The sequence below is a fragment of the Citrobacter sp. Cpo103 genome, from assembly GCF_030332605.1.
Taxonomy (GTDB): Bacteria; Pseudomonadota; Gammaproteobacteria; order Enterobacterales; family Enterobacteriaceae; genus Citrobacter; species Citrobacter portucalensis.
This window is the reverse complement of sequence record NZ_JAOWHO010000019.1, coordinates 71,451-84,995: the sequence shown is the minus strand read 5'-3', so window position 1 is coordinate 84,995 and position 13,545 is coordinate 71,451. Positions and strand designations below refer to the sequence as shown.

The following is a 13,545-nucleotide window of genomic DNA, read 5'->3' as shown; positions in this document are numbered from 1 at the left end:
CAAAACGCGAGCCTTTGACAAGTGCTACCGTCAATACATGAAGAAAAAAAACACAACACGTACGGTAACGTTTATCTACGGCGTTTTTTCAGTACAATCAGCATATATTTATAACCCTAAACCCGACGTTACCTTCCCACACAGTAAGGTAATCGGGGCGAGAAGCCCGGCTTTTGCGATGAATTTAGAAAAAATCAATGAGTTAACCGCGCAAGATATGGCGGGGGTCAATGCGACAATCCTTGAACAGCTCAATTCCGACGTTCAGCTGATCAATCAACTGGGGTACTACATCGTTAGCGGCGGCGGAAAACGCATTCGCCCAATGATCGCCGTCCTCGCCGCGCGGGCCGTTGGTTACCAGGAAAATGCGCACGTTACGATTGCGGCCCTCATCGAGTTTATCCACACAGCGACCCTGCTGCACGACGATGTTGTGGATGAGTCAGACATGCGCCGTGGGAAAGCCACAGCAAATGCGGCGTTTGGTAATGCGGCCAGCGTACTGGTTGGCGATTTTATCTATACCCGAGCATTTCAGATGATGACCAGCCTTGGCTCGTTGAAAGTGCTGGAAGTCATGTCGAAAGCAGTCAACGTCATTGCCGAAGGTGAAGTCTTGCAGTTGATGAACGTCAACGACCCGGACATCACCGAAGAAAACTATATGCGCGTCATCTACAGTAAGACCGCGCGTTTGTTTGAAGCGGCAGCCCAATGTTCAGGTATTCTGGCTGGCTGTAGCGAAGAACAAGAAAAAGGGTTGCAGGATTATGGCCGTTATCTCGGTACCGCTTTCCAGTTAATTGACGATTTGCTGGATTACAGCGCAGATGGCGAGCAGCTGGGTAAAAACGTCGGTGATGACCTCAACGAGGGTAAACCAACGCTGCCACTGCTGCATGCCATGCGCCACGGCACCCCAGAACAAGCGCTAATGATCCGCCAGGCCATTGAGCAAGGTAATGGTCGTCACCTTCTGGAGCCGGTTCTGGAAGCGATGAACGCATGTGGTTCTCTGGAATGGACCCGTCAGCGGGCAGAAGAAGAGGCTGATAAGGCTATCGCTGCGCTGCAGGTGCTGCCTGATACACCGTGGAGAGAAGCGCTGATTGGTCTGGCACATATTGCCGTACAGCGCGACCGTTAATTCCCTACTGCATCCTCTCTCATCCCGTGCCCTGCACGGGATTTTCTTATAAGTTCCAATAAGAATTTCCTCCTCTCCAGAAAATCACGCACAACCTTGGCATATTCTGAATATACACACACTTACATGAACATTTTAGAACATTCACTCTTCGGGCGTTATAGTGTCGCCACAACCGATCGTGGAACCGTAAGTCGTTAACCAAAGGAGAGATGAATTTATGGAAAGCAAGCTGATTGACTGGCATCCGGCCGACATCATCGCCGGACTGCGCAAGAAAGGGACCTCAATGGCCGCTGAATCACGTAAAAATGGATTGAGTTCATCAACGCTGGCCAATGCGTTAACGAGACCATGGCCAAAAGGTGAGTTGATTATCGCCCAGGCACTGGGAACTGACCCTTGGGTGATTTGGCCGTCACGCTATCACGATGCCAAAACGCATGAGTTCATCGACAGAACGCGGATGATGAGGAGTCGCAGAGAGAAAAAGAATCCGGAATGAACATTGAACTGTAACCCCCGGCCAACTGAACTGGGGGTTACAAGAGACGTTGACGATTACTCGCCTTTCACGCGCTCAATGTTTGCGCCCAGCGCACGCAGTTTATCCTCGATGCGCTCATAGCCGCGATCGATGTGATAAATACGGTCGACTACCGTCGTACCTTCAGCAATACACCCTGCCAGCACCAGGCTTGCAGATGCGCGCAGATCGGTCGCCATAACCTGTGCGCCAGAGAGCGTTTCCACGCCGTGGCAAATCACGGTATTGCTTTCGATTTCTGCGTGAGCACCCATACGGCTCAGCTCAGGCACGTGCATAAAGCGGTTCTCAAACACGGTCTCCGTGATGAAGCCGGTTCCTTCAGCTACCAGGTTCAGCAGCGTGAACTGGGCCTGCATATCAGTTGGGAATGCCGGATGCGGTGCAGTACGCACATTGACCGCTTTCGGACGTTTACCGTGCATATCGAGGCTTATCCAGTCGTCGCCAACTTCAATATCCGCACCCGCATCACGCAGCTTCGCCAGAACGGCATCCAGCGTGTCCGGCTGTGCATTACGGCAGATAATTTTGCCGCGAGAAATTGCCGCCGCCACCAGGAAGGTACCGGTTTCGATACGATCTGGCAGAACGCGATAAACACCACCGCCGAGACGCTCAACGCCTTCGATGGTAATACGGTCGGTGCCCTGACCCGTGATCTTCGCACCCAGCGCAATCAGGAAGTTCGCGGTATCCACAATCTCCGGCTCGCGCGCGGCGTTTTCGATGACGGTGGTGCCTTCGGCAAGCGTTGCTGCGCACATAATGGTGACCGTCGCACCGACGCTCACTTTGTCCATGACGATATGCGCGCCTTTCAGACGGCCATCAACGGACGCCTTCACATAGCCTTCTTCCAGCTTGATAGTCGCGCCTAACTGCTCCAGACCGGTAATGTGCAGGTCAACCGGACGCGCACCGATGGTGCAGCCGCCCGGCAGTGATACCTGGCCCTGACCAAAGCGGGCAACCAGCGGCCCGAGCGCCCAGATGGATGCACGCATGGTTTTCACCAGATCGTACGGCGCACAGAAGACGTTTACATCACGCGCATCAATGTGCACGGAACCATTACGCTCAACTTTCGCACCCAGCTGGCTCAGCAGCTTCATCGAGGTGTCAACGTCCTTCAGTTTCGGGACGTTTTGGATCTCTACTGGTTCTTCAGCCAGCAGCGCCGCAAACAGGATCGGCAGTGCGGCATTTTTAGCGCCTGAAATTGTGACTTCGCCCTGGAGCTTGGTTGGCCCCTGAACACGAAATTTATCCATTATTCTGTTCTCTGTTAAGAATTTATCTTCGCTACCGGCACATCACCCGTAGCTCAAAAACCGTTAAGTTTGCGATCGCGCGCCCATTCCGCTGGGGTAAACGCCTTAATCGACACGGCATGAATGCGGTTGTCCGCAATGTACTCCATCAACGGGCCATAGACCGATTGCTGCTTCTTGACCCGGCTCATGCCTTCAAACATCTCACCCACGGCAATAACCTGAAAGTGACTGCCGTCGCCAGAAACGTGGACTTCCTGGAGGGAGAGTGCATTCATCAGCACGCTCTGAATTTCATTATTTTCCATGGGCTCTTCATTCGTCAGATAGTGAAAACAGCCCAACATCTTAGAGCAAAGTGGCGCTGTCATAAATAAGCAAAAAGCCTCGCTGATAAATCAGACAAGGCTTTAGTGGCAGATCCCCCTCAGGGGTTTTGCCGGATAGCGGCACAAGACCTTATCCGGCCTGGAAAAATTAACGCGGAAGGACGTCGTCAGGCAGATTGTAAAGCTGCGCCAGCGTGTACACTTTATCGTTAACGCCAGTGAGCGAAACGCTATTTCCCTGCTGCTTGCCTTGATTAATCAGATGCAACAGTAACGCCAAACCGCCGGTATCTACCCGGGATACCTGGTTCAGGTCGATGCAGGATACCCCTTTCATCGCCTCAATTCGCGCATCCCATAAGGGATTTAACACGTCCTGATCCAGCTCTCCCACCAGCACCAGCTTGTCGCCTTCGCGCGTCCAGGTGAGTGACTGCGCCATTATTTTTTCTCTTCCAGCGTGATTTTCTGCTGAGAAATAGATTTCAGCTGCGCCGTCAGGCCATCAATACCTTTGGTACGCAGCAGGTCGCTCCACTCATTTTGTTTGGTGGTGATCATACTTACGCCTTCGGCGATCATGTCATACGCCTGCCAGTTACCGGTCTGGGAGTTTTTACGCCACTGGAAATCCAGACGTACCGGAGGACGACCGTTTGGATCGATGATGGTTACGCGGATAGGTACGATAGTCGCATCACCCAGCGGTTGTTCAGGGGCAATCTGATAGGTCTGGCCGTGGTACATCGCCAGTGCCTGGCCGTAAGCCTGCTTCAGATATTCACGGAATGCGGCAAAATAGGCTTCACGTTGGGCAGGAGTCGCATCTTTGTAGTAACGGCCCAGCACCAGCGCACCGGCATACTTAACCTGCACATAAGGCAGCAGTTCCTGATCGACGACCTGACGCAGGTAATCGGGGTTGGAACGGATTTTTGGTTGCTCGTTTTTCAGACGGTCAAAGGTCTTCTGCGCCGCCTCATCCATCAGTTTGTACGGGTTAGTCTGGTCTGCTGCGGTTGCCGCGCTAAGTGGAGCAATCACCAGCATAGCCACCATCATCAATCGTTTAAACATACGTCGATTCTCCTGAGATTATTTCGTTGCGCCCGCAGGCGTAGTGGCTTCATTATTGCCGTCAGTTGCGGCTGGCGCATCGCCAGAATTCTTATTGTCATCACCTTTACTGTTGCTGTTGTAAAGGAACTGACCAATCATATCTTCCAGCACCATCGCGGATTTCGTGTCCTGAATCGTACCGCCATCTTTGAGGATAGACGTTCCCAGCTCAGGATCTTCAAAACCCACGTTCAATGCCAGATACTGTTCGCCCAGCAGACCGGAAGTACGGATGCTCAGAGAACTGGTGTCAGGAATATGGTTAAAACGCGATTCGATTTCCAGCGTCACGCGCGGCAGGTACGTTTTCGGATCTAACGAGATGTCCGATACGCGTCCAACTACCACCCCGCCAATCCGCACCGGAGAACGCTCTCTCAGGCCGCCGATATTATCAAAGGTCGCATAAATCGTGTAAGTCGGCTCAGTACGCATTGAGGTGACGTTCGCTGCCTTCAGGCACACAAACAGCGCTGCCAACAGCGCAACCAGCAAGAATAACCCGACCCAAATTTCATTTTTTTTCGTTTGCATGAACTCAATTCCCAAACATCAGTGCGGTCAGCACAAAATCCAGCCCCAGAACGGCAAGAGAGGCGTGCACAACGGTGCGTGTCGTTGCCCGGCTAATCCCGGCAGAGGTCGGGATCGCATCATAACCATTGAACAATGCAATCCATGTGACCGTAATGGCGAACACCACGCTCTTAATCAGACAGTTGACCAGGTCCAGACGCCAGTCGACGGCATTTTGCATAGCCGACCAGAAAAAGCCCGCATCAATACCCTTCCAGCTTACGCCAACCAGTGAACCACCCCAGATCCCGACTGCGACAAAAATAATCGTCAGCAGCGGCAATGAAATAACACCGGCCCAAAAACGTGGGGAAATCACCCGGCGCAGTGGATCGACGGCCATCATTTCCAGACTGGAAAGCTGTTCGGTCGCCCGCATCAGGCCAATTTCTGCGGTTAAGGCCGACCCGGCCCGCCCGGCAAACAGCAGCGCCGCAACAACCGGTCCCAGCTCACGTAACAATGACAGTGCCACCAGCATACCGAGGCTGGTTTCCGCGCTGTAAGTCGTCAGCACCAGGTATCCCTGCAACCCCAGCACCATACCGATGAACACGCCAGAAACAATAATGATCAGCATCGATAAGACACCGACATTATAGAGCTGGCGTATCAGCAGCGGCGCATGTTTGCGAAACTCCGGCTTGCCGACAACCGCATTGAACAACATTAATCCGGCTCGCCCGAACGTCCTGAGGGTTTTTATTCCCCGATGTCCGAGTGATGCCAGCGCATTTAACAACATGGGTGGCTTAACTCCCTGTTTTGAGTAAATCGATGTGGTAGTCGCCCGCCGGGTAACGGAACGGAACCGGTCCATCGGCAATGCCGTCAAGGAACTGGCGTACGCGCGGATCGGCATTTTCTTGTAGCGCCTGAGCACTACCGTAGGCCACTATTTTTTTGTCCGCCATTATATAGGCGTAATCCGCAATACTCAGTACCTCAGGCACATCATGGGATACCACCACACAGGTGACGCCCAGCGCGCTGTTCAGTTCTGAAATCAGCTTCACCAGAACGCCCATGGTGATGGGATCCTGGCCGACGAACGGCTCATCAAACATGATGAGGTCTGGCTCCAGCGCGATAGCACGTGCTAACGCGGCGCGACGCGCCATCCCACCGGATAATTCAGAAGGCATTAATTTGGCCGCACCCCGCAGGCCGACGGCCTCGAGCTTCATCATCACCGTGCTCTTCAGCAACGGCGCTGGCAACGTCGTATGCTCGCGCAGAGGGTACGCGACGTTGTCAAAAACATTCATGTCGGTAAATAGCGCACCAGACTGAAACAGCATACTCATGCGCTTACGCACGGTAAATAAACGCGAACGGGACATGGCCGGGACGTTCTCACCGTCAAACAGGATCTCGCCCTTATCCGGGGGGATCTGTCCGCCAATCAGACGCAACAGCGTCGTTTTGCCGATGCCTGATGGCCCCATGATCGCCGTCACCTTACCGCGCGGTACCGTCAGGGAAATATTATCAAAGATGCAGCGGTCACCCCGGGAAAAGCTGACATCGCGCATATCGACTAGATTCGCCACAGACTGACCCATTGATTCATCCTTTACTATTGCCTCGTTGATCGAAGAGTTTGGCGCTCAATTTAGCCCTGAACCCAACATATTTACAGATTATTGCCTGTCCTGGTTAGCGAAAGCTGGCATTTGTTTTACTTTTTAGCCGCATAAAGTCAAAATTAAGACTTCGTTACGGCTTCCAGAAGATCCTTCAAGTGGACCGGCGAGTATACCTGAAGAAAGGACTTTAGATGCTTTTAGCGACGGCGCTGTTAATAATTGGTTTACTTCTGGTGGTCTACGGTGCCGACCGTCTGGTATTTGCCGCATCCATTTTATGTCGAAATTTCGGTATTCCTCCCATTATCATCGGAATGACCGTGGTCAGCATGGGTACGTCGTTACCCGAAATAATTGTCTCCGTTGCCGCATCGATGAATGGGCAACTCGATCTGGCTGTCGGGACCGCCATAGGTTCTAACATCACCAACATTCTGCTTATTTTAGGCCTGTCGGCGCTGATTCATCCTTTTACCGTGCATTCTGATGTTCTGCGTCGTGAATTACCGCTAATGTTGCTGGTAAGTATTTTAGCTGCATCCGTCCTGTATGACGGACAGTTAAGCCGCAGCGACGGTTTCTTTCTTCTGCTTCTGGCCGTGCTATGGCTGCTATTCATTGTTAAAATCGCCCGTCTGGCCGAGCGACAAGGCAATGACAGCCTGACACGTGAGCAGATAGCTGAGCTACCGCGTGAAGGCGGGTTACCTGTCGCGTTTTTGTGGCTGGGCATTGCGCTGATTATTATGCCAATGGCAACACGTATGGTGGTGGATAACGCTACCGTGCTGGCGAACTATTTCGCCATGAGCGAACTTACTATCGGGCTAACAGTGGTCGCCATTGGTACCAGCCTGCCGGAGCTGGCAACAGCGATTGCGGGTCTGCGTAAAGGTGAAAACGATATTGCCGTCGGTAACATTATCGGCGCAAACATTTTTAATATCGTTATCGTCCTCGGGCTACCGGCGCTGATTACGCCGGGTGAAGTCAATCCAATGGCCTTCACCCGTGACTATAGCGTCATGCTGCTGGTGAGCGTGATTTTTGCACTACTCTGCTGGCGACGTCCGCGCCAGATTGGTCGCGGCGCAGGTGCGCTGCTGACCGGCGGTTTTATCATATGGCTGGCGATGCTGTATTGGTTATCGCCACTTCTCGTTGGATAACTGGAAACGCATTATGTCGCACTTAGAGTTGCAACCGGGTTTTGACTTTCAGCAAGCAGGCAAGGAAGTCCTGGCAATTGAACGTGAAGGCCTGGCGGAGCTTGATCAGTACATCAACCAAAATTTTACTCTCGCATGCGAAAAAATATTCAGCTGCCCGGGCAAAGTCGTGGTGATGGGGATGGGGAAATCAGGACATATAGGACGGAAAATGGCGGCCACATTTGCCAGCACCGGTACCCCCTCATTTTTCGTACATCCTGGCGAAGCCGCACATGGCGATCTGGGTATGGTCTCGCCGCAGGATGTGGTCATCGCCATCTCTAACTCCGGTGAATCCAATGAGATAGCGGCGCTGATCCCGGTATTAAAACGTCTTCATGTACCGCTTATCTGCATGACCGGTCGTCCTGAAAGCAGTATGGCGCGTGCGGCAGATGTGCATCTGTGTGTTAAAGTGCCCAAGGAAGCTTGTCCGTTAGGCCTGGCGCCGACCAGCAGTACGACAGCAACATTGGTGATGGGCGATGCCCTGGCGGTGGCGTTATTAAAAGCGCGCGGCTTTACCGCGGAAGATTTTGCGTTGTCTCATCCCGGTGGCGCACTGGGCCGTAAGCTTTTACTGCGCGTTAACGATATTATGCATACGGGCGACGAGATCCCGCATGTGACCAAAAACGCCAGCCTGCGTGACGCCTTACTTGAGATCACGCGTAAAAATCTCGGCATGACCGTCATTTGCGATGATGCCATGAAGATTGACGGTATTTTCACCGATGGCGATTTACGTCGTGTCTTCGATATGGGCGTTGATGTACGCCAGTTAGGCATTGCCGATGTGATGACCCCTGGAGGCATTCGCGTGCGTCCGGGCATTCTTGCCGTCGATGCCCTGAACTTAATGCAGTCCCGTCATATCACCTCGGTAATGGTTGCTGATGGCGACCAGTTACTCGGTGTGTTACATATGCATGATCTGCTGCGTGCAGGTGTAGTGTAAGAAACTCAAGGATAACGAAAATGAGTAAAGCAGGTGCGTCGCTTGCGACCTGTTATGGACCCGTCAGCGCAGACGTTATCACCCGGGCAGAAAACATCCGTTTGCTGATCCTGGATGTGGATGGCGTACTGTCTGATGGTCTGATTTATATGGGCAACAACGGTGAAGAGCTGAAGGCTTTTAACGTCCGTGATGGTTACGGAATTCGCTGTGCGCTCACTTCCGGTATTGAGGTTGCCATTATTACCGGACGAAAGGCTAAACTTGTAGAAGATCGCTGTACCACTTTGGGGATCACCCACCTGTATCAGGGGCAGTCAGACAAACTGGTTGCCTTTGGCGATCTCCTTAGCAAACTGGCGATCGCGCCGGAGAATGTCGCCTATGTTGGCGATGACCTGATCGACTGGCCGGTGATGGCTAAAGTGGGATTAAGCGTCGCGGTGGCAGATGCCCACCCTTTGCTGATCCCGCGAGCTGATTATGTCACCCGCATTGATGGGGGACGTGGCGCTGTGCGTGAAGTCTGCGATTTATTACTCCTGGCGCAGGGCAAACTGGACGAGGCCAAAGGGCAATCGATATGAGCAAAACCAGACGTTGGGTTATCATTCTACTGTCGCTGGCTGTCCTTGTGATGATTGGTATTAATCTGGCAGACAAAGATGACACCGCTCAGGTCGTCGTCAATAACAACGAGCCAACCTATAAGAGCGAACATACTGATACCGTCGTGTATAGTCCGGAAGGCGCGCTGAGCTATCACTTGATCGCACAACACGTTGAATATTATTCGGAACAAGCGGTTTCGTGGTTTACTCAACCGGTATTAACCACGTTTGATAAGGATAAAGTACCGACCTGGACGATCAAGGCCGATAAAGCCAAATTGACCAACGATCGGATGCTGTATCTGTACGGCCATGTTGAGGTTAACGCCCTGGTGCCTGACTCTCAACTACGCAGAATTACGACCGATAACGCGCAGATTAACCTGGTGACACAAGACGTCACTTCCGATGATCTGGTGACGTTGTATGGCACAACATTTAACTCCAGCGGACTGAAGATGCGCGGCAACTTACGCAGCAAGAACGCCGAGCTGATTGAAAAGGTTAGAACCTCATATGAAATCCAAAACAAACAAACTCAGCCTTAATCTTGTACTTGCCAGCTCACTTCTGGCCGCCAGCATTCCGGCATTTGCCGTCACCGGCGATACCGAGCAGCCGATTCACATTGAATCGGACCAGCAGTCCCTGGATATGCAGGGCAACGTGGTGACGTTTACTGGCAACGTGATTGTGACTCAGGGCACCATCAAAATTAACGCCGATAAAGTCGTCGTGACCCGTCCTGGCGGTGAAGACGGCAAAGAAGTGATTGATGGCTATGGCAATCCAGCAACGTTTTACCAGATGCAGGACAACGGTAAACCGGTTAAAGGCCACGCCTCTCAGATGCACTATGAACTGGCGAAAGACTTTGTCGTTCTCACCGGCAAGGCGTATCTGGAACAGCTCGATAGCAACATCACGGGCGATAAGATCACTTATCTGGTAAAAGAGCAGAAAATGCAGGCCTTCAGCGATAAAGGCAAACGCGTCACCACCGTTCTGGTTCCGTCGCAGTTGCAGGACAAAAACAAGGCTCCGGCAGAGAAAAAAGGTAACTGATTCGTTATGGCAACATTAACTGCAAAGAACCTTGCAAAAGCCTATAAAGGCCGTCGTGTGGTTGAAGATGTCAGTCTGACCGTCAACTCCGGGGAGATCGTCGGTCTGCTCGGTCCTAACGGTGCAGGCAAGACAACAACCTTTTACATGGTAGTCGGCATTGTCCCGCGCGATGCGGGTAACATTATCATTGATGACGAAGACATCAGTCTGCTGCCTCTGCATGCGCGCGCGCGTCGCGGCATCGGCTACTTACCGCAGGAAGCATCGATTTTCCGTCGCCTGAGCGTGTTTGATAACCTGATGGCGGTGCTGCAAATTCGTGACGATCTGACCAGCGAGCAGCGGGAAGATCGCGCTAACGAGCTGATGGAAGAATTCCACATCGAGCACCTGCGCGACAGCTTAGGTCAGTCGCTCTCCGGTGGTGAACGACGCCGCGTGGAGATCGCTCGCGCACTGGCCGCCAATCCGAAATTTATCCTGCTGGATGAACCGTTTGCCGGTGTTGACCCAATTTCCGTTATTGATATCAAACGGATCATCGAACACCTGCGCGACAGCGGCCTTGGCGTGCTGATTACCGACCACAACGTCCGCGAAACGCTGGCAGTGTGTGAGCGCGCCTATATCGTAAGTCAGGGACACCTGATCGCGCACGGCACGCCAACAGAAATACTGCAGGATGAGCACGTTAAGCGCGTATACCTTGGGGAAGACTTCAGACTCTGATAGGGTAGAAGACTTCACGTCACTGCAGGAGAAAACAACTCTGAACATGAAGCAAGGTTTGCAACTCAGGCTTAGCCAACAACTGGCGATGACGCCTCAGCTACAACAGGCTATCCGTCTGTTGCAGTTGTCCACGCTGGAACTTCAGCAAGAACTTCAGCAAGCGCTGGAAAGTAACCCACTGCTCGAGCAAACCGATCTTCACGACGAAATTGATACCCAGGAAAAACAGGACAGCGAAACCCTCGACACCGCAGATGCACTCGAACAAAAAGAGATGCCTGAGGAGTTGCCGCTTGACGCCAGTTGGGATGAAATTTACACCGCCGGGACGCCTTCGGGCACCAGCGGAGATTACATCGACGACGAACTGCCTGTCTATCAGGGTGAGACCACGCAATCACTACAGGATTACCTGATGTGGCAAGTGGAACTGACCCCGTTCTCGGATACCGATCGCGCCATTGCGACATCCATTGTGGATGCGGTAGACGAAACCGGTTATCTCACCGTGACCCTGGACGATATTCTCGAAAGCATGGGCGATGACGACGTCGGTATGGACGAAATCGAAGCCGTGCTTAAACGCGTTCAGCGCTTTGATCCCGTTGGCGTGGCCGCCAAAGATCTCCGTGACTGCTTACTGATCCAACTTTCGCAGTTTGATAAAGCCACACCGTGGCTGGATGAAGCGCGCCTGATCATCAGCGATCATCTCGATCTGTTAGCCAACCATGACTTCCGCACGCTGATGCGCGTGACCCGACTGAAAGAAGACGTGCTGAAAGAAGCCGTCAACCTCATCCAGTCGCTTGATCCCCGCCCAGGGCAGTCGATCCAGACTGGCGAGCCGGAGTACGTCATTCCGGATGTGCTGGTGCGTAAGCATAACGATCGCTGGGTGGTCGAACTCAACGGCGACAGCATTCCGCGCTTACAGATTAACCAGCACTACGCCGCGATGTGCAATAGCGCGCGCAACGATGCCGACAGCCAGTTTATTCGTAGCAATCTGCAAGATGCGAAGTGGCTGATTAAAAGCCTGGAAAGCCGCAATGATACGTTGCTGCGCGTCAGCCGCTGCATCGTTGAGCAGCAGCAAGCTTTCTTTGAACAAGGCGAAGAGTATATGAAACCGATGGTACTGGCGGATATCGCCCAGGCCGTCGAGATGCACGAATCGACCATTTCCCGTGTGACCACGCAAAAGTATCTGCACAGTCCGCGCGGCATTTTTGAATTGAAGTATTTCTTTTCCAGTCACGTTAACACTGAAGGCGGAGGTGAAGCCTCATCCACAGCTATCCGTGCGCTGGTGAAGAAATTAATTGCTGCGGAAAACCCCGCGAAACCGCTGAGTGACAGCAAGTTAACCTCTATGCTGTCAGAACAGGGTATCATGGTGGCACGCCGCACCGTTGCGAAGTACCGAGAGTCTTTATCCATTCCGCCGTCTAACCAGCGCAAACAGCTGGTGTGACCCAACCGATAAGGAAGACACTATGCAGCTCAACATCACTGGAAACAACGTCGAAATCACCGAAGCCCTGCGCGATTTTGTGAATACAAAATTTGCCAAGCTCGAACAATATTTCGACCGGATTAATCAGGTCTATATTGTGTTGAAAGTGGAGAAGGTTACACATATCTCGGATGCAACACTGCATGTGAACGGTGGCGAAATTCATGCCAGCGCGGAAGGTCAGGATATGTACGCCGCCATTGACGGTTTAATTGATAAACTGGCTCGGCAGTTAACAAAACATAAAGATAAACTGAAACAGCACTAACTTGTCCGGGCAGTTAGCGGGTGCAGGACGGCCTGTTGTGTAGCACAACGGGCCATTTGTACAGTTAGCGCTTAGGTGAAATTATGACAAATAACGATACGACTCTACAACTGAGCACTGTTCTTAACCAGGAATGTACGCGCGCAGGCGTTCACTGCCAAAGCAAGAAACGCGCACTGGAAATCATCAGCGAACTTGCGGCAAAACAGCTTAGCTTGCCTTCTCAGGTGGTATTTGAAGCCATTCTGACGCGTGAAAAAATGGGCAGTACCGGCATCGGTAATGGTATTGCTATCCCGCACGGAAAGCTGGAAGAAGACACGATGCGCGCGGTTGGTGTGTTTGTTCAACTCGAAACACCCATCGCCTTCGACGCCATTGATAATCAACCTGTCGATCTGCTTTTCGCCCTGCTGGTCCCGGCAGACCAAACCAAGACGCATTTGCATACGTTGTCACTGGTCGCAAAACGTCTGGCAGATAAAACCATCTGTCGTCGTCTGCGCGCCGCGCAGAGTGACCAGGAGTTGTATCAAATCATCACGGACACCGAAGGTGGACAGGATGAAGCATAACAACCCAATGGCATCCTTT

The 13,545-nt window shown here is 52.4% G+C and carries 18 protein-coding genes; 11 read left to right on the top strand and 7 right to left on the bottom strand.

What is annotated here, in order from left to right; all coding sequences use genetic code 11:
- The first annotated feature begins 178 nt into the window (after positions 1 to 178).
- Both ispB and sfsB read left to right on the top strand, forming a co-directional pair.
- On the top strand, positions 179 to 1,150 hold the full coding sequence (ispB, locus tag OGX89_RS01500; protein WP_003839953.1) for an octaprenyl diphosphate synthase: 972 nt from the start codon (positions 179 to 181) through the stop codon (positions 1,148 to 1,150).
- 220 nt (positions 1,151 to 1,370) lie between these two features.
- The gene (gene sfsB / locus OGX89_RS01495; protein WP_079938265.1) at positions 1,371 to 1,655 is read left to right on the top strand and encodes a DNA-binding transcriptional regulator SfsB; all 285 of its coding nucleotides are present in this window, start codon (positions 1,371 to 1,373) and stop codon (positions 1,653 to 1,655) included.
- A 56-nt stretch (positions 1,656 to 1,711) separates the two neighbouring features.
- Here the strand turns inward: sfsB and murA are convergent, their stop codons facing one another.
- The 7 genes from murA to mlaF all read right to left on the bottom strand — a co-directional run bounded on the left by murA (position 1,712) and on the right by mlaF (position 6,560).
- Positions 1,712 to 2,971 carry a UDP-N-acetylglucosamine 1-carboxyvinyltransferase gene (murA, locus tag OGX89_RS01490; protein WP_003828741.1) on the bottom strand — a complete coding sequence of 420 codons (1,260 nt, stop codon included), beginning with the start codon at positions 2,969 to 2,971 and terminating at the stop codon, positions 1,712 to 1,714.
- A gap of 53 nt (positions 2,972 to 3,024) precedes the next feature.
- Positions 3,025 to 3,279 (bottom strand): BolA family iron metabolism protein IbaG, encoded by a 255-nt coding sequence (ibaG, locus tag OGX89_RS01485; RefSeq protein ID WP_003025040.1) that lies wholly within the window; start codon positions 3,277 to 3,279, stop codon positions 3,025 to 3,027.
- A 169-nt stretch (positions 3,280 to 3,448) separates the two neighbouring features.
- On the bottom strand, positions 3,449 to 3,742 hold the full coding sequence (mlaB, locus tag OGX89_RS01480; RefSeq protein WP_003828745.1) for a lipid asymmetry maintenance protein MlaB: 294 nt from the start codon (positions 3,740 to 3,742) through the stop codon (positions 3,449 to 3,451).
- Entirely contained in the window at positions 3,742 to 4,377 is a 636-nt protein-coding gene (gene mlaC, locus OGX89_RS01475; RefSeq protein WP_003025047.1) for a phospholipid-binding protein MlaC, read from the bottom strand. Before mlaC ends, mlaB begins: the two co-directional genes overlap by 1 nt.
- Positions 4,378 to 4,395: 18 nt before the next feature.
- Entirely contained in the window at positions 4,396 to 4,953 is a 558-nt protein-coding gene (gene mlaD / locus OGX89_RS01470; RefSeq protein WP_003828747.1) for an outer membrane lipid asymmetry maintenance protein MlaD, read from the bottom strand.
- A 4-nt stretch (positions 4,954 to 4,957) separates the two neighbouring features.
- The gene (gene mlaE, locus OGX89_RS01465) at positions 4,958 to 5,740 is read right to left on the bottom strand and encodes a lipid asymmetry maintenance ABC transporter permease subunit MlaE (RefSeq protein WP_003025053.1); all 783 of its coding nucleotides are present in this window, start codon (positions 5,738 to 5,740) and stop codon (positions 4,958 to 4,960) included.
- A gap of 7 nt (positions 5,741 to 5,747) precedes the next feature.
- A complete protein-coding gene (mlaF, locus tag OGX89_RS01460; protein ID WP_003828749.1) occupies positions 5,748 to 6,560 on the bottom strand; it encodes a phospholipid ABC transporter ATP-binding protein MlaF in 813 nt (270 codons plus the stop codon).
- Positions 6,561 to 6,775: 215 nt separating this feature from the next.
- Between mlaF and OGX89_RS01455 the strand changes: the two genes are divergently transcribed.
- The 9 genes from OGX89_RS01455 (at position 6,776) to ptsN (ending at position 13,526) form a co-directional block, all read left to right on the top strand.
- Positions 6,776 to 7,753 (top strand): calcium/sodium antiporter, encoded by a 978-nt coding sequence (locus OGX89_RS01455; RefSeq protein ID WP_003828751.1) that lies wholly within the window; start codon positions 6,776 to 6,778, stop codon positions 7,751 to 7,753.
- A gap of 13 nt (positions 7,754 to 7,766) precedes the next feature.
- Positions 7,767 to 8,753, top strand: a complete 987-nt coding sequence (kdsD, locus tag OGX89_RS01450; RefSeq protein WP_126956972.1) for an arabinose-5-phosphate isomerase KdsD — start codon at positions 7,767 to 7,769, stop codon at positions 8,751 to 8,753.
- 20 nt (positions 8,754 to 8,773) lie between these two features.
- The gene (gene kdsC, locus OGX89_RS01445) at positions 8,774 to 9,340 is read left to right on the top strand and encodes a 3-deoxy-manno-octulosonate-8-phosphatase KdsC (RefSeq protein WP_003828755.1); all 567 of its coding nucleotides are present in this window, start codon (positions 8,774 to 8,776) and stop codon (positions 9,338 to 9,340) included.
- Positions 9,337 to 9,912, top strand: coding sequence for an LPS export ABC transporter periplasmic protein LptC (lptC, locus tag OGX89_RS01440; RefSeq protein ID WP_003828757.1), 576 nt, complete (start codon positions 9,337 to 9,339; stop codon positions 9,910 to 9,912). The genes kdsC and lptC overlap by 4 nt, the downstream gene beginning before the upstream one ends.
- Positions 9,881 to 10,429, top strand: a complete 549-nt coding sequence (lptA, locus tag OGX89_RS01435) for a lipopolysaccharide ABC transporter substrate-binding protein LptA (RefSeq protein ID WP_003828759.1) — start codon at positions 9,881 to 9,883, stop codon at positions 10,427 to 10,429. Before lptC ends, lptA begins: the two co-directional genes overlap by 32 nt.
- A 6-nt stretch (positions 10,430 to 10,435) precedes the next feature.
- On the top strand, positions 10,436 to 11,161 hold the full coding sequence (gene lptB, locus OGX89_RS01430) for an LPS export ABC transporter ATP-binding protein (protein ID WP_003828761.1): 726 nt from the start codon (positions 10,436 to 10,438) through the stop codon (positions 11,159 to 11,161).
- A gap of 46 nt (positions 11,162 to 11,207) precedes the next feature.
- The gene (gene rpoN / locus OGX89_RS01425; RefSeq protein ID WP_032934192.1) at positions 11,208 to 12,641 is read left to right on the top strand and encodes an RNA polymerase factor sigma-54; all 1,434 of its coding nucleotides are present in this window, start codon (positions 11,208 to 11,210) and stop codon (positions 12,639 to 12,641) included.
- A gap of 22 nt (positions 12,642 to 12,663) precedes the next feature.
- Entirely contained in the window at positions 12,664 to 12,951 is a 288-nt protein-coding gene (hpf, locus tag OGX89_RS01420) for a ribosome hibernation promoting factor (RefSeq protein ID WP_003025078.1), read from the top strand.
- An 83-nt stretch (positions 12,952 to 13,034) separates the two neighbouring features.
- Positions 13,035 to 13,526: a PTS IIA-like nitrogen regulatory protein PtsN gene (gene ptsN / locus OGX89_RS01415; RefSeq protein ID WP_003025083.1), complete on the top strand. Its 492-nt coding sequence runs from the start codon at positions 13,035 to 13,037 to the stop codon at positions 13,524 to 13,526.
- Positions 13,527 to 13,545 lie beyond the last annotated feature (19 nt).